General features: G+C 72.7%; 19 protein-coding genes and 1 pseudogene. 6 read left to right on the top strand and 14 right to left on the bottom strand.

Annotated elements, in window-relative coordinates; translation table 11 throughout:
• Window positions 1–140 precede the first annotated feature (140 nt).
• A complete protein-coding gene (locus Q5762_RS17875) occupies window positions 141–2,354 on the bottom strand; it encodes an MMPL family transporter (RefSeq protein WP_315893126.1) in 2,214 nt (737 codons plus the stop codon).
• Window positions 2,355–2,464: 110 nt separating this feature from the next.
• A complete protein-coding gene (locus tag Q5762_RS17870; RefSeq protein ID WP_315893125.1) occupies window positions 2,465–3,013 on the bottom strand; it encodes a DUF1707 and FHA domain-containing protein in 549 nt (182 codons plus the stop codon).
• Between the two features lie 315 nt (window positions 3,014–3,328).
• Here Q5762_RS17870 and Q5762_RS17865 point away from each other — a divergent pair, with 315 nt between their 5' ends.
• Together Q5762_RS17865 and treZ are read left to right on the top strand one after the other, a co-directional pair.
• Window positions 3,329–4,318 carry a GNAT family N-acetyltransferase gene (locus tag Q5762_RS17865; RefSeq protein ID WP_315893124.1) on the top strand — a complete coding sequence of 330 codons (990 nt, stop codon included), beginning with the start codon at window positions 3,329–3,331 and terminating at the stop codon, window positions 4,316–4,318.
• Between the two features lie 72 nt (window positions 4,319–4,390).
• Window positions 4,391–6,142 (top strand): malto-oligosyltrehalose trehalohydrolase, encoded by a 1,752-nt coding sequence (gene treZ / locus Q5762_RS17860; protein ID WP_315893123.1) that lies wholly within the window; start codon window positions 4,391–4,393, stop codon window positions 6,140–6,142.
• A 39-nt stretch (window positions 6,143–6,181) separates the two neighbouring features.
• Here treZ and Q5762_RS17855 read toward each other — a convergent pair whose 3' ends face one another.
• Genes Q5762_RS17855 through Q5762_RS17845 form a run of 3 tightly spaced genes read right to left on the bottom strand, consistent with a single transcriptional unit; the run spans window position 6,182 to window position 9,063 of the window.
• Window positions 6,182–7,309, bottom strand: coding sequence for a Xaa-Pro peptidase family protein (locus Q5762_RS17855; RefSeq protein WP_315893122.1), 1,128 nt, complete (start codon window positions 7,307–7,309; stop codon window positions 6,182–6,184).
• 39 nt (window positions 7,310–7,348) lie between these two features.
• On the bottom strand, window positions 7,349–8,320 hold the full coding sequence (locus Q5762_RS17850) for a hypothetical protein (RefSeq protein WP_315893121.1): 972 nt from the start codon (window positions 8,318–8,320) through the stop codon (window positions 7,349–7,351).
• 50 nt (window positions 8,321–8,370) lie between these two features.
• Window positions 8,371–9,063, bottom strand: coding sequence for a LysR family transcriptional regulator substrate-binding protein (locus tag Q5762_RS17845; RefSeq protein ID WP_315893120.1), 693 nt, complete (start codon window positions 9,061–9,063; stop codon window positions 8,371–8,373).
• Between Q5762_RS17845 and Q5762_RS17840 the strand changes: the two genes are divergently transcribed.
• Complete coding sequence (locus tag Q5762_RS17840) at window positions 8,945–9,676, top strand: glutamine amidotransferase-related protein (protein ID WP_315893184.1); 732 nt, start codon at window positions 8,945–8,947, stop codon at window positions 9,674–9,676. The two genes, Q5762_RS17845 and Q5762_RS17840, sit on opposite strands and share 119 nt — an antisense overlap.
• Before the next feature lie 20 nt (window positions 9,677–9,696).
• Here Q5762_RS17840 and Q5762_RS17835 read toward each other — a convergent pair whose 3' ends face one another.
• Complete coding sequence (locus Q5762_RS17835; protein ID WP_399495193.1) at window positions 9,697–10,332, bottom strand: nucleoside/nucleotide kinase family protein; 636 nt, start codon at window positions 10,330–10,332, stop codon at window positions 9,697–9,699.
• 47 nt (window positions 10,333–10,379) lie between these two features.
• Here Q5762_RS17835 and Q5762_RS17830 point away from each other — a divergent pair, with 47 nt between their 5' ends.
• The gene (locus Q5762_RS17830) at window positions 10,380–10,778 is read left to right on the top strand and encodes a VOC family protein (RefSeq protein WP_315893118.1); all 399 of its coding nucleotides are present in this window, start codon (window positions 10,380–10,382) and stop codon (window positions 10,776–10,778) included.
• A 91-nt stretch (window positions 10,779–10,869) separates the two neighbouring features.
• On the opposite strand, the gene Q5762_RS17825 is transcribed toward Q5762_RS17830, so the two are convergent.
• Window positions 10,870–11,940 carry a hypothetical protein gene (locus Q5762_RS17825; RefSeq protein WP_315893117.1) on the bottom strand — a complete coding sequence of 357 codons (1,071 nt, stop codon included), beginning with the start codon at window positions 11,938–11,940 and terminating at the stop codon, window positions 10,870–10,872.
• Between the two features lie 62 nt (window positions 11,941–12,002).
• Window positions 12,003–12,440: an ATP-binding protein gene (locus Q5762_RS17820; protein WP_315893116.1), complete on the bottom strand. Its 438-nt coding sequence runs from the start codon at window positions 12,438–12,440 to the stop codon at window positions 12,003–12,005.
• A gap of 146 nt (window positions 12,441–12,586) precedes the next feature.
• On the opposite strand from Q5762_RS17820, the gene Q5762_RS17815 reads away from it, so the two are divergent.
• Window positions 12,587–13,423 carry a helix-turn-helix transcriptional regulator gene (locus Q5762_RS17815; protein WP_315893115.1) on the top strand — a complete coding sequence of 279 codons (837 nt, stop codon included), beginning with the start codon at window positions 12,587–12,589 and terminating at the stop codon, window positions 13,421–13,423.
• Window positions 13,420–13,665, top strand: coding sequence for a DUF397 domain-containing protein (locus Q5762_RS17810; protein WP_315893114.1), 246 nt, complete (start codon window positions 13,420–13,422; stop codon window positions 13,663–13,665). The genes Q5762_RS17815 and Q5762_RS17810 overlap by 4 nt, the downstream gene beginning before the upstream one ends.
• A 38-nt stretch (window positions 13,666–13,703) precedes the next feature.
• Here Q5762_RS17810 and Q5762_RS17805 read toward each other — a convergent pair.
• The 6 genes and pseudogenes from Q5762_RS17805 to Q5762_RS17780 all read right to left on the bottom strand — a co-directional run.
• Window positions 13,704–13,865, bottom strand: a pseudogene (locus tag Q5762_RS17805) (hypothetical protein); the annotation flags it as partial.
• 25 nt (window positions 13,866–13,890) lie between these two features.
• Complete coding sequence (locus tag Q5762_RS17800; RefSeq protein WP_315893113.1) at window positions 13,891–14,487, bottom strand: ATP/GTP-binding protein; 597 nt, start codon at window positions 14,485–14,487, stop codon at window positions 13,891–13,893.
• Window positions 14,474–14,848 carry a DUF742 domain-containing protein gene (locus Q5762_RS17795; RefSeq protein ID WP_315893112.1) on the bottom strand — a complete coding sequence of 125 codons (375 nt, stop codon included), beginning with the start codon at window positions 14,846–14,848 and terminating at the stop codon, window positions 14,474–14,476. Before Q5762_RS17795 ends, Q5762_RS17800 begins: the two co-directional genes overlap by 14 nt.
• Window positions 14,848–15,252 (bottom strand): roadblock/LC7 domain-containing protein, encoded by a 405-nt coding sequence (locus Q5762_RS17790; protein ID WP_315893111.1) that lies wholly within the window; start codon window positions 15,250–15,252, stop codon window positions 14,848–14,850. The genes Q5762_RS17795 and Q5762_RS17790 overlap by 1 nt, the downstream gene beginning before the upstream one ends.
• Window positions 15,249–17,540 (bottom strand): sensor histidine kinase, encoded by a 2,292-nt coding sequence (locus Q5762_RS17785; RefSeq protein ID WP_315893110.1) that lies wholly within the window; start codon window positions 17,538–17,540, stop codon window positions 15,249–15,251. The genes Q5762_RS17790 and Q5762_RS17785 overlap by 4 nt, the downstream gene beginning before the upstream one ends.
• Before the next feature lie 397 nt (window positions 17,541–17,937).
• Entirely contained in the window at window positions 17,938–19,401 is a 1,464-nt protein-coding gene (locus Q5762_RS17780) for a TerD family protein (protein WP_315893109.1), read from the bottom strand.
• Window positions 19,402–19,479 lie beyond the last annotated feature (78 nt).

Raw genomic sequence — 19,479 nt, 5'->3', positions numbered from 1 at the left:
TCCCCACCTGACCACCGACGGGGGTACACCGCAGCCCGCATACCGCCGAACGGGTGAATGCGCCGTGCCCCGAGAAGGCCGCCCTTCTACGCGAAGGAGGTGGGGCGGCTCACGCCGCCCCACCTCGTCGTGCCAGGGGTTCAGGCGAGGGCCTTCTCCCTGGCGACCGCCGCACCGGACCGCGCCGCCGTCGGCGTCCCGGTCGGGCGGTGCGGCCACCAGGCGCGTTCGCCCAGGAGTGCCATCGCCGAGGGGAGGATCACCGCGCGGAGGACGAGGGCGTCGAAGAGGACCGCGACCGTCAGGCCCACCGCCATCTGCTTCATCTCGATGCGGTCGATGAAGAGGAAGCTGACGAAGACCGACACCATGATCACCGCCGCGCTCGTCACCACGCTCGCCGAGCCCGCGATCCCGTCGACCACCGCCTCCCGCGTCGGTACGCCCCGGCGTGCGGCCTCGCGGATCCGGCTGACGACGAATATCTGGTAGTCCGTGGAGAGCCCCACCAGGAGCGCGAACACCATCAGCGGCGTACGGGAGCCGACGAAGCCCAGGGACTCGAAGCCCAGCAGGCCCTCCGCCCACGTCCCCTGGAAGACCAGGGTGAGCACGCCCCACGCGACCATGACCGCAGCCAGGTTGAGGACCGTGCCGAGCGCCGCCAGCACCACCGAGCGGAACGCCGCGTACATGACCGCCAGGGTCGCCAGCGAGACGAAGAGGATCACCCAGGGCAGCCGCTCCTCCTGGTGCGCCGCGTAGTCCGCGCCGGCCGCGATCTCGCCCGACACCGCCCACGCGAGACCCGGCTCGCCCTCGACGGCGGCGGGCAGCAGCACCTCGCGGACCCGCTCCAACGAGCGGTCGGCCTCCGCCGAGTTCGCCGCGTACGGGACGGGCAGCGCGAGCAGCGCCGTACGCCCGTCCTCGGCCGTCCGCACCACCGGCGCCGTGTCCTGCGCGAACAGCGCGTCGCCGCGCGTCGCCGCCGCCAGCTGCCGCAGCGGAGCCGCCGGGTCCGCGCCCCGTACGAGGACGAGATGCGCGGGCCCCTCGGAGGGGAAGGCCGCCACGAGCCGGTCGTACGCCGCCACCGCCGGGATGCTGTCCGGGAACGTCTCCTTGCCCTCGGTGCCCAGCCGCATCCCGAGCGCGGGCGCCGCGAGCGCGACGGTCGCGGCGACGCCGGCGAGCAGCGCCACCAGCGGCCGGCGCACGACCGGTCGCAGCAGCGCGGCCCACACGCGGCCCTCGCCGCCTGCGCCGCCTGCGCCGCGCGCGGCACGCCGCTCGCGCCGCCGCCGGGCGAACCGGCCGCCGTCCATCCGGTGGCCCAGCTTGGCCAGCAGCGCCGGAAGCACGGTCAGCGAGCCGCCGACCGCCACCAGCGTGACGAGGATGGCCCCCGTCGCGATCGACGAGAAGATCACGTCCCCGACGAGGTACAGACCGGCCAGCGAGAGCGCGACCGCGAGCCCCGAGTCGACGACCGCCCGGCCCGAGGTCGCGGCGGCCAGTTCGACGGCGCGGGCGTGCGAGATCGTCCCGCCGGAACGCTCGCGCTCCTCACGGGCCCGCTTGAGGTAGAAGAGCGAGTAGTCGACGCCGACCGCCATGCCCATCATGAAGATGACGCTGAGCGCCGCGCCGCCCGCGTCCGGGAAGACCCAGGACGCGAGCCCGTACAGGCCGACCGCGCCGACGAAGGCGAAGAGGGCGAGGAGGACGGGGATTCCGGCGGCGAGGACCGCGCCGAAGACCACCAGCAGGATCAGGAACGTGACCGGGAGACTGATCATCTCGGTCCGCTGGAGCTCCTGCCCCTGCTTGTCGTTGACCGCCACGGAGATGGAGGCGCTGCCGGTCTGCTCGATCGTCAGGGCCGGGTGGGCCCGCTGGACGGCCGCGGTCTCGGCGAGGAGCGTCTCGACCTCCTTCTTCGCCGTCTCGCGGTCCCCGCGCAGGGTGACCGCGACCCGCACCGCCTCGCCGCGTCCGGACGAGGACGAGGCGACCGGTGCGCCGACCGACTCGACCGCCGGCAGCGCCGCCATCCGCCGCCGGATCTCGTCCGCCGCGGCGGCCGCTTCGGCCCCGCCGGCCGTCGCCTTCCGCTCGATCAGCACCTGCTCCATCGGCGGGGGCGTCAGCCCGCTGCCCGAGGCCATCGCCTCCGCCCGCCCCGCCTCCCCGATCCAGAAGTCGGCGAACGTCCCCTTGTTCGTACCGGCGGCCGCCCCCGCGCCGACACACAGGGCGAGCAGCAGCACCCAGCCGGCGATCGCCTTCCACGGGTGGGTCGCGCACCATCGCGCCGTACGGACCGTGACCGGATCCCCAGTTCTTCTCATGGTGAGAAGCCTCGCGTCGGAGGCGGTTCGCGGTCACTGGTGGACTCCCGTGTACCGAAGGGGGGTTACCCCCACCCGTAAGGGAAGTCCCCGGGGAACGAAGGGGATGTTCAGCGCACCGAGAGCCGGAAGGTCATCTGCCCGAAGCCGACCGCGTCACCGGCCCGGACCGCCACCGCGCCGGTGACCCGGCGGCCGTTGACGGTCGTGCCGTTGGTCGAGCCGAGGTCGCGCAGGACCCAGAGGCCGCCCTGCAGGGAGAGTTCGGCGTGCAGCCGGGAGACCGTCTCGTGGCTGAGCCGCAGCCCGTTCACCGGGTCGCGGCCGATCCGCAGCGGGTACGGCGCCGGTTCGGGCAGGAGCAGCTTCGGCAACCGCTCGGTACTCCAGGCCCGGCCGAGCCTCGCCGTGAACCCGGACATCTTCTCCACCGCCCCGACCAGCCGCCGCGTCCAGCCGGACTCGGTGCGCAGATCGGCGGTGAGGAGCGCGAGTTCGTCCGGCCCACGGGCGACGAGCGCCCGCTCCATCCGGAACAGGAAGGTGTCGTGCGAGAGCCTGCCCTGCGCGGCACCTTCACGGAGCAGCTCCAGCGCACGGTCCCGCTCGGCGTCGGAGGGCCGAGCGGGTTGCGTGGAGAACTCGAAAGGGGTCGTCACATCGTGATTGTCCGTCCGAGAGACCCGAGGTGTCCAGAACGGGGCCCCAGGGGGCCACGCGGCCCCACAGGCACCGCCCCGTAGGGGCCGCGGTGGCCCTCGCGAGCAGCGGCGACACCAGCCGAACCCGTACCGCCAGCCAACCCCGGGCCGTCCCTTGATCCGTACCGCCAGCCAACCCCGGGCCGCCCCTTATCCGTACCGCCCGCCAACCCCGTACCGTCCCCTGATCCGTACCCTCCCGTAATCCCTTACCGCCCCGATCAAGAACGCTGGTACCTTCTGCGGCGCACTCGACTCCCAGGGGGATATGACGTGACCACGTCCTCGACCGACACGCCCGACGGCGTGATACTCCGCCCGCTCGCCGGACCGGAGGAGCTGGCGCTGTTCCGCCGGCTCAACTACGTCCTCGACCACGAACTCGCGGACGACCTCGCCACCGGCCGCCGCGTGCCGGCCTGGATGTGGGTCGCCCTGCGCGGCGACCGGGTCCTCGCCAGGCTCTCCTGGTGGACCAACAAGGCCGGCGGCGAGCCGCTCGCCCTCGACTTCTTCGACCTCGACCCCGAACTGCCCGAGCAGGAGCGCGCCGGGATCGGCCTGCGTCTGCTGGAGACGGCGACCGCCGCGGTCGTACCGACGGGCGCGCCCCGCCCCGAGTTCAACCGGTTCATGCCGGCCGACTGGCGCGACGTGCCGGCGACGCGGGCCGAGCTGGAGACCCTCTTCGGCGTCCTGGAAGCCTCCGGGGCCCGCCCGCTGGTCGAGCGGCTGCGCCTGGAGTGGCTGCCGGGGACTCCCGTACCGGAGCCGAAGGGCCGCCTTGAGTTCCGCCCGGTGCGCGACCGCGAGGATCTGGTCGCGCTGATGGCCCCGGTCCTTGAGGGCACCCTCGACGCGCACGGGCAGGCCGATCTCGCGTCCGGGATGACGCCCCGGGAGGCGGCGGAGCAGCAGTACGACGAGGAGTTCGCGCAGTACGCCTCGCCTCAGGAGTGGTGGCAGGTCGCGCAGCTGCCGGGGACCGGCGAGCCGGTCGGCTTCGTCGTGCCCGCCCGCAACAACTACAACCACACGATCGCCTACATCGGTGTGGTCCCGACCCACCGCGGCAAGGGTTACATCGACGACATCCTCGCCGAGGGCACCCGCATCCTGGCCGGTCAGAACGTGCCCCGCATCCGTGCGGCGACCGACCTGGGCAACGTCCCGATGGCCAAGGCCTTCGCCCGGACGGGGTACGCGACCTTCCAGCGGGCGATCGACTTCGTCTGGGACACGCCGGGCGCGGCCTCGTCCTGACTGCCAGGATGGACGCCGTAGTCGCAGTCTTCGCTGTGCAGATGTGTGGACCATCGACGAGGGGATCGGCCGGTGCTGTTCGAGGTGTGGGCCCCGCGGGCCCGTGACCGGGTGACGCTGGAGCTCAACGGCACCGGACACCCGCTGGAGCGGGACGCCGAGCGGGCCGGCTGGTGGACCGGTGTCGTGCCGGCCGAGGACGGCGACCGGTACGGCTACTCCCTGGACGGCGGCCCGGTCCTGCCCGACCCCCGCTCCCGCCGCCAGCCGGACGGCCCGGACGGCCTCAGCGCGGTCGTCGACCACTCCGCGTACGTCTGGTTCAACGAGGCCCCGCGGCTGCGGCTGCGCGCCGCCGTCCTGTACGAGCTGCACATCGGCACCTTCACCCCGGACGGGACCCTGGACGCGGCGGCGGAGCGGCTCGGGGAGCTGGCGGGGCTCGGCATCACCCATGTGGAGCTGATGCCGCTCTGCCCCTTCCCCGGAAGGCACGGCTGGGGGTACGACGGCGTGGCGCCGTGGGCGGTGCACGAGCCGTACGGCGGGCCGACGGCGCTCAAGCGGTTCGTCGACACGGCGCACGGGCTCGGGATGAGCGTGATCCTGGACGTGGTCCACAACCACCTCGGCCCGTCGGGGAACCATCTGCCGTCCTACGGCCCGTACTTCACCGACATCCACCACACGCCCTGGGGCGCGGCCGTGAACCTCGACGCGCCGGGCTCGGACGAGGTCCGCACCTATCTGCGGGACAGCGCGCTCGCCTGGCTCCAGGACTACCGGATCGACGGGCTCCGCCTGGACGCCGTCCACGCCCTGGTGGACGGGCGGGCGCTGACGTTCCTGGAGGAGCTGAGCGAGGCGGTGGACGAGCTGGCGCGGGAACAGGGCCGCCAGCACTTCCTGATCGCCGAGTCTGACCTCGCCGATCCGCGCACGACCACCCCGCGCGTCGCGGGCGGCCTGGGCGTCCACGCCCAGTGGAACGACGACTTCCACCACGCCCTGCACACGGCGCTGACCGGTGAATCCCAGGGCTACTACGCCGACTTCGCGCAGGCTCCGCTGGCCGCGCTCGCCAAGACGCTGACGTATGTCTTCTTCCACGACGGTACGTATTCGAGCTTCCGGGCCCGCCACCACGGGCGCCCGGTGGACCGGGTCCGTACGCCCGCGCACCGCTTCCTGGCGTACGCCCAGACCCACGACCAGGTCGGCAACCGGGCGCTGGGCGACCGGCTCTCAGCGAGCCTCTCCCCCGGGCTGCTCGCCTGCGCGGCGACGCTGGTCCTGACGGGGCCCTCGGTGCCGATGCTGTTCATGGGCGAGGAGTGGGGGGCGACGACCCCCTGGATGTACTTCACCGACCACACCGACCCGGAGCTCGCGGAGGCGGTACGGCGGGGCAGGCGGCGGGAGTTCGCGGAGCACGGCTGGGCGGAGGAGGACATTCCCGATCCGCAGGATCCGTCCACCCGGGACCGTTCCGTCCTGGACCGTACGGAGCGCGAACGCGCCCCGCACAACCGGCTCGCCGCCTGGCACCGGGAGCTGATCGCGCTGCGCCGCACGCTGCCGGACCTCACCGACCCGGACCTGGCGGCGGTCCGGGTCGCGTTCGACGAGGAGGCCCGCTGGCTGGCGTTCCGGCGCGGGGTGCTGCGGATCGCGGTCAACCTGGGCAAGGAGCCGGTGGAGATCCCGCTGGGCACGAACGGCCGCGACCGGGTCCTCGCCGCCTGGGAGCCGGTCGAGGCGCCGGGCGCGGACGGACTGCTACGGCTCCCGGCGGAGTGCGCGGTGGTCCTGACGGACGGGTGACCGGACGGGTGAGGGCTTCTACCGGACGGGTGAGGGCCTCTACTCGACGATCGCCATCTCGCGCGGGGTGTGGTTGAAGCGACGTCCTGAACCGTCCTCGGTCAGTGTCACGATGTCCTCGATCCGGACCCCGAAGCGGCCCGGCAGATAGACGCCCGGCTCGATCGAGAAGCACATGCCGGGCACGATCGGGAGCTCCTCGCCCTCGATCATGTACGGCGGTTCGTGCGTCGTGACCCCGATGCCGTGGCCGGTGCGGTGGATGAAGTACTCGCCGTAGCCCGCGTCCGTGATCACCTTCCGGGCCGCCCGGTCGACGTCCTGGCACGCCGCGCCGGGCCGTACGGCCTCGAAGCCGGCCTGCTGCGCCTCCCGCACCAGGTCGTGGACGCGCCGCTCCTCGGCGGTCGGCTCGCCGACGTGCACGGTACGGGTGGTGTCGGAGCCGTACCCGTGCTTGAGGCCGCCGAAGTCCAGGACCACCATGTCCCCGCGCTCGATGAGCCGTTCGCCCGCCTCGTGGTGCGGGTTGGCGCCGTTGGGGCCCGAGCCGACGACGGTGAAGTCGACCTGGGAGTGGCCGAAGCGCAGGAGCAGCGCGGCGAGGTCGGCGGCCACCTCGGTCTCCCTGCGGCCCGCGAAGGCGACCTTGAGGATCTCGCCGTACGCCTGGTCGGCGGCGGCGCCGGCCGCCGCGATCCGCTCCAGCTCGTGCGCGTCCTTGACGGCCCGGAGCATCGGCAGCGCCTCGGTCAGCGAGACGTACGAGCTGGCGGGCAGCTGCTTCTGGAGGCCGAGCAGGTGCATGGCCCAGGCGTTGTCGCTCACGCCGAATCGGCCGTCGATGTCCAGGAGGGGCGCGGTGACGGCGTACGGGTCCTTGCCGTCGGTCCAGTCGCGCAGGGTGAGCGCGGCGGCGCCGGGGGCCTTCTCGGCGTCCGGGGCCTCCAGGGTCGGCACGACGAGGACCGGGTCCTGGCCGGCGGCGAGGACGAGGGCGGTGAGCCGTTCGGTGATCGCGGTCGGCTGGTAGCCGGTGAGGTACACCAGGTCGGGGCCGGGCGCGACGAGGACTCCGGCGAGTCCGGCGTCGGCGGCGGACTGGGCGGCACGGGTCATCCGGGCGCGGTAGTCGTCGGCGGTGAAGGGCGCGGGGGTACTCGACATGTCGTCATCCTGCCCGCCCCGGGCGGCGGACGCGACCGTTCAGCGTGGGTCGGGGCCGGGGCCCGGCCCCTGCGTGATGAGGCGTTCGAGCAGCTCGTGGAAGTCCTCGCCGACGACGATCCGCAGCTCGCCGCCGTCCTCGTCGCGGTCGCTGAGCTGGGTGAGCGTGCCGCCGCGCCACCAGAAGACGTACGGGCTGATGGCGCCTGGCGTGTCCTCGTAGCCGGAGGCGGCGAACGAGGCCATCGCGCCGAGCGCGGGGACGATCGTGGTGTCGCGGATCGGGTGGAAGGCCAGCTGGTGCCGGAAGGGCATGGCGACGAGGGCTCCGTCATCGCCGAGCGGCCGGCCGGTGACGCGCCGTACGACGGCGTCCAGGTCGAGGACGCGGCTCGCGGTGTAGAAGGAGTCGCCGAGGATCACCTCGAAGGACATGCCGTCGGCGTCCCGTACCGTCTCGTGGCCCTCGACGGGAAGCCCGCGCAGATTGGCGAGCGCCCGGTCGCGGAGGTCGTCGACGTCGCCGAGCGGTTCGAGCGCCTCGTCGGTGAGCATCATGACGCTCTCGGGGAGGTCGAGGGCGAGGATCTCGTACAGTCCGGGCGCGACGTTCCTGGCGTAGCCGAAGGTCCCGGGGTCGATGCCGTCGCCGCTGACCACCCGGGGGTAGAGCTGGGCGCGGATCTGCTCGGGGCGGAGGGTGTCGAGGGCGGAGGGGCCGTCCATGGTCCGGAGGACCAGGCCGACGTGGCGGCGGATCAGCGCGGGCCACACGCGCGGTCCGCGCCGGTCGTTGTGGCAGACGGCGGCGAGGTTGCCGAGGCCGAACGCGCGGCCGTCTGCGTCGCGCACCAGGTCGGCGTAGACGGTGACTTCGAGGCCGAGTTCGGCGAACGCCTCGCGGACGCGGCTGCGGAAGAGGGCGGCCTCGCGTACGGAGAAGTACGAGAACTCGGGGTCCCTGGGCGCGTCGTCGCCGTCACGCTTCGGCCCTCGCCGGAACAACCCCACGTCCGCCCGCCTCCCTCTCGCCGTGGGAACAGCCTAGGCCCTGCCCCCGCTCATGCGGCGAGCCGTCGGGCCAACTCGGCGGCCGGGCCCCCGGGTTCGCGGCCGGCGTGGAGCAGTTCGACGCGGTGGACGAGGCGCGGGGCGCTGAGCGGTACGGCGACGGCTCCGGCGATCGTGGCGGCGAGGGAGGCGGGCAGCAGGGTCAGTCCGTGCCCGGCGGCGGCCAGGGCGCCGAGGACGCGGCTGTCGGTGCCCTCGTGACGCAGGGCCGTACGGAAGCCCTGGCCGGCCGGCCCGCCGTGCGCGGAGCGGAGCCGGTCGAGCGGGATCCCGGCGTCGGGGGCGTCGAGCCAGCGGGCGTCGACGAGGTCGGCGAGCCGCAGGCCGTGGTTCTGGCGGCCGGCGAGCGGATGGCCGACGGGCAGGACGACGGCGAACGGCTCCTCGGTGACGCGGGTGGCGGTGAGCAGGGCGACGTCGGGCAGCCGCAACGGGTCGCTGGGGGCGGCGGGTCCGTCGACCAGACCGAGGTCGGCCGCGCCGGTCGCGACGGCCGCCGACACCTCGTCGCGGGGCAGGGTCCGCAGCGTGACGCCGACGGCGGGCAGGCCGGCGAGGGCCGCGATCGTACGGGGGCGCAGGGCGAGCGGGGAGGCGGCGAGGGTCAGCGTCCCGGGCAGCGCGGCGGCGAACCGGGCGAGGTCGGCGCGGGCGGCGTCGAGCCGGAGGAGGCGCGACGGCATCGTCCTCGACGCGTACTGGATCCCGAGCCGCGACGCGGAGGCGCCGGGCGCGGTGAAGGGCTTCGACGCGGTGTGGGTGCTGCCGGGGAGCCCGTACGAGAGCGAGGCGGGCGCACTCGCGGCGATCCGTACGGCCCGCGAGGACGGCATCCCGTTCCTCGGCACCTGCGGCGGCTTCCAGCACGCGCTGCTCGAGTTCGCCCGCGAGGTCTGCGGTCTGACCGCCGCCGCCCACGCCGAGAACGATCCGTCGGCGGCCGGCGACGACCTGCTGATCGCGCCGCTCGCCTGCTCGCTGATCGGGCACGAAGGGCCGGTGCGGGTCACACCGGACTCGCTCGCGGAGTCGGTGCTCGGCGCCGAGCGGACGACGGAGCGGTACCACTGCGACTACGGCCCCGACAGCCGCCACCTCGACACGCTGCGCGCCCACGGGCTGCGGTTCACGGGCGAGGACGAGGACGGCCAGGTCCGGATCGCGGAACTGCCCGGCCACCCCTTCTTCCTGGCCACCCTCTTCCAGCCGGAACTCGCGGGCGACGGCTCACGCCCGCACCCGATCGTCCGGGCCCTGGCCCGAGCGGCGACGGACCACGCCCGCCAGGCCCGCTGACCCGCTGACCCGCCGGCTCGTCAGCTCATCCGGACGACCAGGTGGGCGCGGTCCCGGCCGCGGGCGACGAGGCGGGCGTTGGACTCGTCGGAGTCGCGGACCCAGCGCTCGGCGTGGGCGCGGTCCTTGCCGAAGCGGACGTGCCGTTCCACGAGCCGGGGCACCCGGCGGTGGTCGTCGAGCTCCAGGAACCACGCCTCGTCGAGCAGCGGCAGGACACCGGCCCACCCTCCCTCGTCGTGGAGGAGGTAGTTGCCCTCGGTGACGACGAGCGGCACGTCGGGCCCGACCGACACCGCACCGGCGACGGGCTCCTCCAGGGTGCGGTCGAAGGCGGGGGCGTAGACCGTGGTGCCGGGCTCGGGGGCGCGGAGCCGGGCGAGCAGGGCGGTGTACCCGGCGGCGTCGAAGGTGTCGGGCGCCCCCTTGCGCTCCGCCCGGCCGAGCCGCTCCAGCTCTCCCTGCGCCAGATGGAAGCCGTCCATCGGGACGAGGACGGCGAGTCCGTCGAGCCGGGCGACCAGACGGGCCGCGAGCGTGGACTTCCCGGCCCCCGGCGCCCCGGCGAGCCCCAGGATCCGCCGCCGGCCGGGAACGGCGAGGAGCCGGGCGCGGTCGGTGAGCTCGGCGAGCAGCTGGGCGTCCATGCGGTGCATTGTCGCACCGCGTGGCACCCATCTGGTCATACGTATAACCTCGGGGTATGTCCTTCCTCGCTCTCGTCACCCTCGTCGTCCGTGACTACGACGAGGCCGTCGCCTTCTACACCGACGCCCTCGGCTTCGACCTCGTCGAGGACACCGACCGCGGTGACGGCTCCCGCTGGGTCGTCGTCCGCCCGCCGGGCGGCCCCGCCGGCTCGGCCCTGGTGCTGGCGCGGGCGAAGAACCCGGCGGAGGAGGAGGCCGTCGGCGCCCAGACGGGCGGCCGGGTCGGCTTCTTCCTCCACACCGACGACTTCACCCGCGACCACACCCGGATGACCACGGCGGGCGTCCGCTTCCTGGAGGAACCGCGGCACGAGCCGTACGGCACGGTGGCGGTCTTCGAGGACCTCTACGGCAACCGCTGGGACCTGCTGGAACCGGCGCCGGACGCCTGAGGCTCGGACTCCCGTCGGCGTCCGAGCGGCGCGGGCGCCCGAGGTGTCACAGACCGAGGTGTCACAGACCGAGGTGTCACAGAACGAGGTGTCACAGACCGGGCCAGCCGAACGGGCGGTCCGTCACCCGGTCGTAGATGCTGCGCAGCCACGGCTGCCGGACGGCGGGCAGCCGCGCGAGCGTGCGGATGAACACCCACGGGTCGGGCCAGAAGTGGCCTGCCGGACGCAGCGGCAGCGGATCGTCCCGGAGGACACCTTCCGGCAGTCCGCCCGTCGCGGGCGCGCGGAACCGTTCGTCGCGGAAGCCCAGAGCCAGATACGCCCACACTTCGGCGTCCAACGCCACGGCCACCGGACTGCTCGCCGTCCGCCACGGCTCCCCCGTCCGCGGATGACGCGGAACGAGCGCGATGTCGGGGGCGGGGCCGGCGGCGTGCAGGCCCGGTCCGGCCAAGGCCGCCCGCTTCACCGGCCCACCGGGCGGGAGCAGCGCGCCGAGGACGCGCCCGAACGTGATCGCGAGGAGGCCGTCGGGAACGGTGACGGGTGTGCCGCCGGAGGCCGCCACCAGATGGGCCAACCCCGCCCCGACCACCGCCTCCCACCGCCGGCTCCACACCCCGGACAGATCGACCGGCGGCGCGCCCCACCCGGGCCGCGCAAGCACCTCCCAGCCGAGATCCCGACCAGCAGGGGCATCGTCGCCGAGACGGCGCACGGCGTGCGGGGCGAACCACACCGCCTGCCAGAGCGAACAGTCGTCGACACGGGTCGCCACCGCCCGACCGCACTGCTCACACGCCAGATTCGGACCGTCGCCGCCGTCGAGCCCGCAGCAGTAGCCACCGCATCGCTCCGGGATCAGGACGGTGCCACGGGTGTCGCCGGGCGCGACGACGATCGCTCCCCGGTCACCGTAGGACAGGGCATGGACGGGTGCGAACACGCCGCGGGCCGCCGCCTCCTCCTCCCCGACGTCACTCCACGTCCGCCAGGGCGGCCCGTAGGGCTCCGGTTCGACGGCGTACGTGCCCGGTTCCATGAGCACCGGCAGCAGGACTCCGTTTCCCCACGTCTGATGCGCGTGGCCGGGAAGCGCGACCTGCGACAGCGGCGCACTCAACACGGCGTCGCACGCGGCGCACACGATCTCCGTCATGACCCCCTCCCTGTCCCTGACATGCGGATTATTCCGGCTCGGCGATCAGCGGGCCAACGGATTCAGCCTCCCGAGAGGTCGAGCTCGGCACGGACCGTCTTGCCGATCGGAAGACGGTCCCGGACCTCCCAGCGCGACGCCAGGGCCTCGACGATGAGCAGGCCGCGGCCGGCATCGGCGAGCGGCCGGGGGCCGACCAGTGCCCCGGGGCTCGGGGGTCGGCGCTCGGTGCGGGTGTCGGAGACGTCGATACGGAGCAGGCGGCCGGGGGTGTACGAGAGCGTCAGCTCGAATTCACGACCGGGGACCCGGCCGTGGGTGACGGCGTTGGCGGCGAGCTCGGCGACGAGCAGGGCGGCGGTGTCCTGCGGGACGTCCCAGTGCCGGAACTGGTGGACGGCCAGGAGACGGGCGAGGCGGGCGCCGCGTGGGGTGGAGCTGAAGCGCTGGGTGAACACACGTACGGTGACGGGTCCTTGGTGGGTCAGGGGGGAGGTCATGTGATCAATGTGGCGAGGTCAGGGGCGGGTTGCCAGGTCAGCCACTCGTACGCTGAGTGAGCGTACGGGTCCGGAGGGTGGACAGTATCGGTAACCGGCCGTGACGATGGCCCCGTTGGGGTGCGGCTGCACGGAAGGTGTACGGGATGACAGAGGGGCACACGGCAGGCGGCGGCGAGCCCGAGGCTTCGGACAGCCTGAAGACCTTCGGGGAGGTGGTCAAGACCTTCCGTAAGCGGGCGCGGCTCACGCAGGAGGAGTTCGCCGCGAGAGTGGGGTACTCGCTGCCGACGGTGGCCTCCATCGAACAGGGCCGACGGTTTCCGTCGGCGGACTTCGTGGAGCGGGCGGAGGAGGTGCTGGACGCGTTCGGGGTGATCCGGGCGGCGGCGAAGCATCTGTCGAGGCAGCCGGGACTGGCGAGTTGGTTCCGCCAGTGGGCGAAGCTGGAGGCGGTGGCGCTGACGCTGTACACGTACGAGAACCGGATGGTGCCGGGCTTGCTGCAGACGGAGGCATACGCGCGGGAACTCTTCACCGAGCGACGCCCGCCGCTCGGCGACGAGGAGATCCAGGAGCAGCTCGTGGCCCGACTCGAACGGAAGCGGTTAGTGACGGAGCGGCCGAACACGGCGTACAGCTTCATCATCGAGCAGCACGTCCTCGAACGGCCCACGGGCGGCGCGGAAGTGATGCGGGAACAGCTCGACCACCTCCTCGAACTCGACGCACGGCGGAACATCGAGGTTCAGGTCCTGCCGAAGAAGCTCGGCCACCACGCGGGGTTCGGCGGCCCCTTCCAGCTCCTGGAGACTCCGGACAACAGAGTCTTCGCCTACGGCGAGGGGCAGCGCGGCGGCCAGTTCATCGCCGACCGCAAAGAGGTCAGCATCCTCCAGATGCGGTATGCCAGGATGCGCTCACAGGCTCTTACCCTGGAAGACTCCCGGAGCCTGTTGCGGCAGATGCGAGGAGCTACATGAGCACCACAGACCTGGCCTGGTTCAAGAGCAGCTACAGCAGCAGTGGCAGCGGCGACTGCGTCGAAGTCGCGCTCTCCTGGCACAAGTCGACCTACAGCAGCAGCGGCGACGGCGACTGCGTCGAGGTCGCCGCCTGCCCCACCACCGTCCACGTACGCGACTCCAAGAACCCCGACGGCCCCCAACTCGCCCTCGCCCCCGCCGCCTGGGCCGGCTTCCTCGCCGTTACCACGGAGGCCTGAGGTCCCACGCAGGGGACCTCAGGCCTGGCGCGCCGTGGTCAGGGAGAGTTGGTGTCCCCGTCGGCAGGTGTGAAGTCGGTGTTGGCGTCGCGACCGGGCCCGCCGATGAAGCTGTCGGCGCCCGGGCCGCCGGTGAGCCGGTCGTTGCCGGGGCCGCCGTCGACGGTGTCGTCGCCGGCACCGCCGTTGAGGGTGTCGAGGTCGCCTCCGCCGCAACGGCCGGGTTCAGACGGTCGCCGCGGTCCCGCCCGCCCTGGCGATCAGCATGTCGAGCAGCGAGAGCAGGGCGCCCCGAACGTCGTCACGGGAGCGGGCGTCGAGCATGAGGATGGGGGTGTTCGGGTCGCCCAGGTGCAGGGCCGCTCTGATCTCCTCGGCGGTGTAGTGCTGTTCGCCGTGGAAGCAGTTCGCGGCGACCACGAACGGAAGCCCGCGGCTCTCGAAGAAGTCGACGGCCGGGAAGCTGCGGTCCAGGCGGCGCGTGTCGACCAGCACGATCGCCCCGAGCGCCCCGTTCAGCAGGTCGTCCCACATGAACCAGAAGCGCTCCTGGCCCGGTGTTCCGAACAGGTACAGCACGACCCCGGCGTCGGTAAGGGTGATGCGGCCGAAGTCCATCGCCACCGTGGTGACCGTCTTGGCCTCGATGCCGTCGAGGTCGTCGACGCCGACACCCGCGGCAGTCAGCCGTTCCTCCGTACGCAGCGGCTCGATCTCCGAGACCGTCTCGACCAGGGTCGTCTTGCCGACGCCGAACCCTCCCGCGATCAGGATCTTGACGGGGGCCGTGACGCCGTCGGCAGAGGTGTCATATCCGGGCAAGGTTGTCCCTGATTCTCATGAGCAGGTGGACATTGGTGGTCGCGGCCGCCTCCAGAGGCGGCTGGTGGTGGATCAGCCCACGGTCCGCGAGTTCGCCGAGCAGAAGCGTCATCGGGGTGAGGCGGATCCGCATCCGTGCGGCGATCTCGGCGACCGCCCTCCCGTTCGGCGGCGCACACAGGGCGAGGACGGCCTGCCACTCGGTGGGCAGACCGCCGTGGGCCTCCTCGGGCGTCGCCGCCGTGATGGTGGTGTCCATGGTGAGGACGGTGTGGGTTGCGGCGGTACGTCCGTCGGTCAGGGCGTACAGCCGCGTACGGCGCCGGCTTCCGCGCTGCGGCTCGCGCGGCTCGTCCGGCATCAGGAGCTCGGTGTCTCGGCGCGCTCGGGGGTGCCCAGCCACTCGCCGAGGGCCTGCGCGGTCCGTACCGCCTCGCCGCCCAGCTCGCCGAGGCGCGCCTTGCGGGAGGTCACCACGATGAGCGTGCTGCCCTCGCCGCAGCCGACGATGCAGAGGTAGCTCTCGTCCATCTCGACCAGTTGGCGGATGACCCGGCCGCCACCGACCTCCCGGGAGATCGCCTTCATGGTGGCCGCGACTCCCGAGGAGGCGGCGGCGACGCGCTCGGCGCGGTCCCGTTCGAGCAGGTAGGCGCTGAGCATGATGCCGTCGTTGGACAGGAGCACGGCGCCCTGGACGCCGGCGATCCTGCTCAGGTTGTTGTCCAGGACGCTGTAGATCATGTCGTTGGGTGTCGTCGTCATGGCTGATCCCGTCGGAGCTCTTCTTCGACTGTCTGGATTCCGTGCTGGAAGTCCGCCCAGGCGTCGGCGACCTCTTCGGGGGTCGCCTTGTCCTGTACGACGGTCTCTTCGGGTGCGCGGGGGGCGCGGAGTTGCTCGGCGATGTGGGTCTGCGGGACGCGCTCGGGGAGGGCCGGGCGCGAGGTGCCGTCCGGGGTGCCGTCCGGGGTGGCCGCGTCGGCGGGCCGCTCGGGTGCCCGGTCCGCCACCCGGCGGGTCGGCAAACCGGAACCCGCGTGCAGGACCAGCTCCGGCTTGCGCTCCTCCGGCGGACGCGGCGCGGGGACGGCTGGTGGTGCGGGGACGGAGGGTTGTACGGGCTCACCTGACGACTCTCGCACGGGCTCCGTCCGCGACTCCGTCCGTACCAGCAGGTCCTTCGGCAGGATCACCACCGCCGACGTACCTCCGAAGACCGAGCGGCGCAGCGTGACCGTGGCCCCCAGCTGGTCGGCGAGGTGGCCGACCACGAAAAGTCCGAGCCGATGGGCGTTCTCCGCCAGGACCGAGTACGGCGGGGCCGAGTGCAGGCGGGCGTTCATCTCCTCGTAGCGCTCGGGGGACACGCGCGGCCCGCGGTCCTCGATCTCGACGGACAGCCCGTCCGCCACGGCTTCGGCGCGGATGACGACCTTCGACCTCGGCGGGGAGAAGCGGGTGGCATTGTCGAGCAGTTCGGCCAGGAGGTGGCTGACCTGGCTGATCACGCGCGGCTCCACGCTGATCTCGTCCAGGGCCTGGCGCTCGATCCGCCGGAACTCCTCGACCTCCGCCGCCGCCTCGCGCAGCAGGTCGGCGACGCGCATGGGCTCGGTGTGCGGGTCGGATATCTCGCCGTCCGCGAGGATGAGCAGGTTTTCGATCTGTCGCCGCATGCCCACCGTCAACTGGTCGGATTTCATCAGCTGGGCGAGGAGCGCTTCGTTGTGGCCGAAGGCGTCCTGGAGGTCTTCGGTGAGGCTCAGCTGGCGGCTGACGAGGTTTCCGGTGCGCGAGGCGATGCCTGCGGCGAACATCCCGAAGCCCTGACGCTCGGCGGCGAGCTGCTGGTGTCCGTCGACGGATACGGCGACGACACGGGCGAACGCGTCGCTGATTCGACCCACTTCGTCCTTGTCTCCGCCCACCGTCGGCAGTGCGTCGGCTGCCACGCTCTGCCCGCGTTGCAGCCGGTCGACGACGTCCGGAAGCGTCTTGTCGGCGACGGTCACCGTGCGTTCGTGCAGGCCGCGCAGGCGGCGCAGCACCGAGCGGGTGGTGAAGACGACGACGAGCACGACGAGGAGGAGCGCACCGCCGCTTCCCGCGATCAGCCAGGTGACCTCGGCTTCGAGCTCGGCGGCCTTGGCGTCGGCGCGTGCGGCCACGGCCCGCGACCGCTCGGCGTTGAGCGCGGCAAGGCCGGCGGCGAACTCCTTGTGCGCGGCCCGCCAGTCGGCGACGTCGCGGGGCAGCAGCCGCACACCCCCGGAGTCGAGGTCCTTGTGCTCGGAGACGACGGCGTTCTCGATCGCGGTCTTGGTACGCCAGGCGTCCGAGCCCGTCAACTGCGCGTAGGACACTCGCTCCTCGGCCGGCAGATACGGCACGACCCACGTTTCGTACAGGTACCGGTGGGCTCCGACGGCGTTGGCGAACTCGGCGAACGCGGTGGGGCTGAGCTCCCTGGAGGGCTCGACGAGGGCGAGGATCGTGTCCTCGCGGGCCACCATCTCGGAGGCGGAGAGCATGGCGACCATCGGCCGGCTCTCCTGGGCCAGCTCACCTTCCGCGCCATGGCTGAAAGCGTCCTGGTAGACGCCGACGATCTGGTCGATCACGCGGTTGTAATAGGCGATAGCGCCGTGGGCGCTGCTGCTGCGGGCGTCAGCGCGATCGCGGTACGCGGCCAGGTCGTCGAGGCCGCTCGTCACCTCCTGGAGGTGACGGTCCGCACGTTCGGCCCCCTCGGGACCGGCGGGCATGAGCGAGCGGAACTGGGCCGCGGCCCGGTCCGTGGCCGCGCGCGTGTCCCGTAGGTCGTTCTCGGTCACGGACGCGCCGGCCCACCGGGCGGCGGTCATCCTCCGCTCGGCCTGCATCTCGGCCATGAGCGTGAACAGGGGTGCGCCGTACCGCTCACCGGCCGCCACATCGGCGCGCAGGTGCTGCGACCGCTCCAGGAGCTGACCGACGATCACGACGACTTGGGTGCCCATGGCCAGGGTGGGGACGACCGCCAGCCAAATGAGCAGCGTACGCAGGCGCACGGTACGTCGTCGACGGGCCGTCGACCGCGCGGGTGCGCCATGAGGTTCTATGGGAGACATCAGCCCTCGGGAGCGGGGAGGCATGGGGACGGGCCGCCGGCCGGACAGGCGCGCGATCCTGGGGTGTGGACGGCGTGGGATACGCCCGATCCGGCTTCGGCGGGATGTATGGAGGGATCATAACCAGCCACGCCGAGCGATCGGAGGGATTGATTCCGCCTTTGCCGCGTGGTAACGGGGCCGGGTGCGTTGCGCACCGGAGGCCGTATCGGAACCCAGCCGGTATCTCTTCCCGTACGGGTGTCGGCTCGTCAGCTCTCAGCTCGCCCACGCCTGCCCGCCCCCGCCCCCGCCCCCGCCGCGACGAACAGCGGGGCGGGGGCGGGCAGTCTGATGCTCAGCGCCTGCCCCGCCGCAGCCAGCCCTGGGCCTTGCCTATGTCGGTCACCTGCGCCATCCCTCCGCCGTTCAACGGCTCGCTGTGCGGCTGGAGATGCTTCAGCCGCGCCCGCCACGGGCCGTCGGCCATCTCCATCTGCACGACGACCGGGCCCTCGGGCAGCGGAACCGTCTCCCTTCGCTTGCCGATCTCGTTCACGACGTTCTCGTACCTGGGCAGGGCCGTGGGGTCGTCGTGCCCCGCCAGTTCGTAGAGGTGGACGATGAGGTTGTCGTCGCCCCGGTAGCGGAGGGCGAGATCGGCGCTTCCGCCGGTGTGCAGAAAGACGTCCGGGCCGCGGTTCTCCACGTCCTCCTCGGTCAGGCGCGTCGCGGCGGCCAGCGGCAGCACCTGGAACTGCCAGGGGCCCTCAGCCCTCAGCTTCAGGCGCAGGCGGCCGGTTCCGGGGACCTGGACGAGCATGCGGCCCCGGAAGTTCTCCTCGGTGCTGTTGACGAGGTTCTCCCCCTCCTTGTTCAACCGGTTGAGCGTCCACAGGCCGGTGTACCCGTCTCCCCGTATCTCCAGTTCGACCACGACCGGGCCCGGCGGAAGCCCGTCCACGGTGAGCACGTCGTTGTCCCGGCCGGTCTGCGTGTACGGCGGGAAGACACCACCGAACGTCCAGTCCGGCCCGCCCTGCGGAACCACAACCGTGGGCGCCGGGACGGCAGGCGCCGCGAACACCGGAGCCGGGGCCGGAGCCTGGTACGGCACCGCAGCCGGCGGCTGGAACGGAACCGGCGCCGGCCCAGCTGCCGGGGCCTGGAACGGAACCGGCGCCGACCCAGCTGCCGGGGCCTGGAACGGAACCGGCGCCGACCCAGCTGCCGGGGCCTGGAACGGAACCGGCCCCGACCCAGCTGCCGGGGCCTGGAACGGAACCGGCCCCGGGGCCACCTCCGCGTGCGCCGGCGCCGGCGCCGAAATCTCGTCCGCCACGTCCACCCCGTAGTCCCTCGCCAGGCCCGCCAGGCCGTTCAGCCAGCCCTGGCCGACCGCGCGGATCTTCCAGCCCCCCGCCCGCCGGTACAGCTCCGCGAGGACCATCGCCGTCTCGCCGCCCGCGTCCGTCACGTCGTACCGCGCGACCGACGTGCCGTCCGGCGCGAACGCCTCCACGCACAACCCCCGCACGTCCCGCATCGCGCCGTTCTCCGTGGAACCGACCACCAGGACGCGAGCGATCTGCTCCTCGACCTCCGTGAGAACGGTCTCCAGCCACACCGTGCCCGTGCCGGGTTCCTCCCCCGACAGCCGCACGGCGCCCGCGGGATGGACCGGCGCACCGTGGAACACGATGTCGGCGTCCCCCCGGACCCGGCCCGTCTCCGTCAGGAGCAGAGCCGCGACATCAACCCCGCCCCGCACCGCGATCCGCAGCGGCACCGTCGGCACGAAGGTGTTGTCTCCCTTGATCATTTCCCCTCCCCAAAAAGGATCACTCCTGGATCTTGCGGCCACCCGGGCCCCCGCGACAAGGCCTGTGGAAAACCGCTC

Source organism: Streptomyces sp. P9(2023) (assembly GCF_032436795.1).
Lineage (GTDB): Bacteria > Actinomycetota > Actinomycetes > Streptomycetales > Streptomycetaceae > Streptomyces.
Note: the sequence above shows the minus strand (reverse complement) of the source record. Positions and strands in the feature narration are given on the sequence as shown.

What these genes read in the sequence shown, in the direction of transcription:
- Q5762_RS17875 (WP_315893126.1), bottom strand. Translation starts at nt 2,354, where the DNA reads ATGAGAAGAACTGGGGATCCGGTCACGGTCCGTACGGCGCGATGGTGC.
- Q5762_RS17855 (WP_315893122.1), bottom strand. Translation starts at nt 7,309, where the DNA reads ATGTCGAGTACCCCCGCGCCCTTCACCGCCGACGACTACCGCGCCCGG.
- Q5762_RS17845 (WP_315893120.1), bottom strand. Translation starts at nt 9,063, where the DNA reads ATGCCGTCGCGCCTCCTCCGGCTCGACGCCGCCCGCGCCGACCTCGCC.
- Q5762_RS17835 (WP_399495193.1), bottom strand. Translation starts at nt 10,332, where the DNA reads ATGCACCGCATGGACGCCCAGCTGCTCGCCGAGCTCACCGACCGCGCC.
- Q5762_RS17830 (WP_315893118.1), top strand. Translation starts at nt 10,380, where the DNA reads ATGTCCTTCCTCGCTCTCGTCACCCTCGTCGTCCGTGACTACGACGAG.
- Q5762_RS17825 (WP_315893117.1), bottom strand. Translation starts at nt 11,940, where the DNA reads ATGACGGAGATCGTGTGCGCCGCGTGCGACGCCGTGTTGAGTGCGCCG.
- Q5762_RS17820 (WP_315893116.1), bottom strand. Translation starts at nt 12,440, where the DNA reads ATGACCTCCCCCCTGACCCACCAAGGACCCGTCACCGTACGTGTGTTC.
- Q5762_RS17815 (WP_315893115.1), top strand. Translation starts at nt 12,587, where the DNA reads ATGACAGAGGGGCACACGGCAGGCGGCGGCGAGCCCGAGGCTTCGGAC.
- Q5762_RS17810 (WP_315893114.1), top strand. Translation starts at nt 13,420, where the DNA reads ATGAGCACCACAGACCTGGCCTGGTTCAAGAGCAGCTACAGCAGCAGT.
- Q5762_RS17795 (WP_315893112.1), bottom strand. Translation starts at nt 14,848, where the DNA reads ATGCCGGACGAGCCGCGCGAGCCGCAGCGCGGAAGCCGGCGCCGTACG.
- Q5762_RS17790 (WP_315893111.1), bottom strand. Translation starts at nt 15,252, where the DNA reads ATGACGACGACACCCAACGACATGATCTACAGCGTCCTGGACAACAAC.
- Q5762_RS17780 (WP_315893109.1), bottom strand. Translation starts at nt 19,401, where the DNA reads ATGATCAAGGGAGACAACACCTTCGTGCCGACGGTGCCGCTGCGGATC.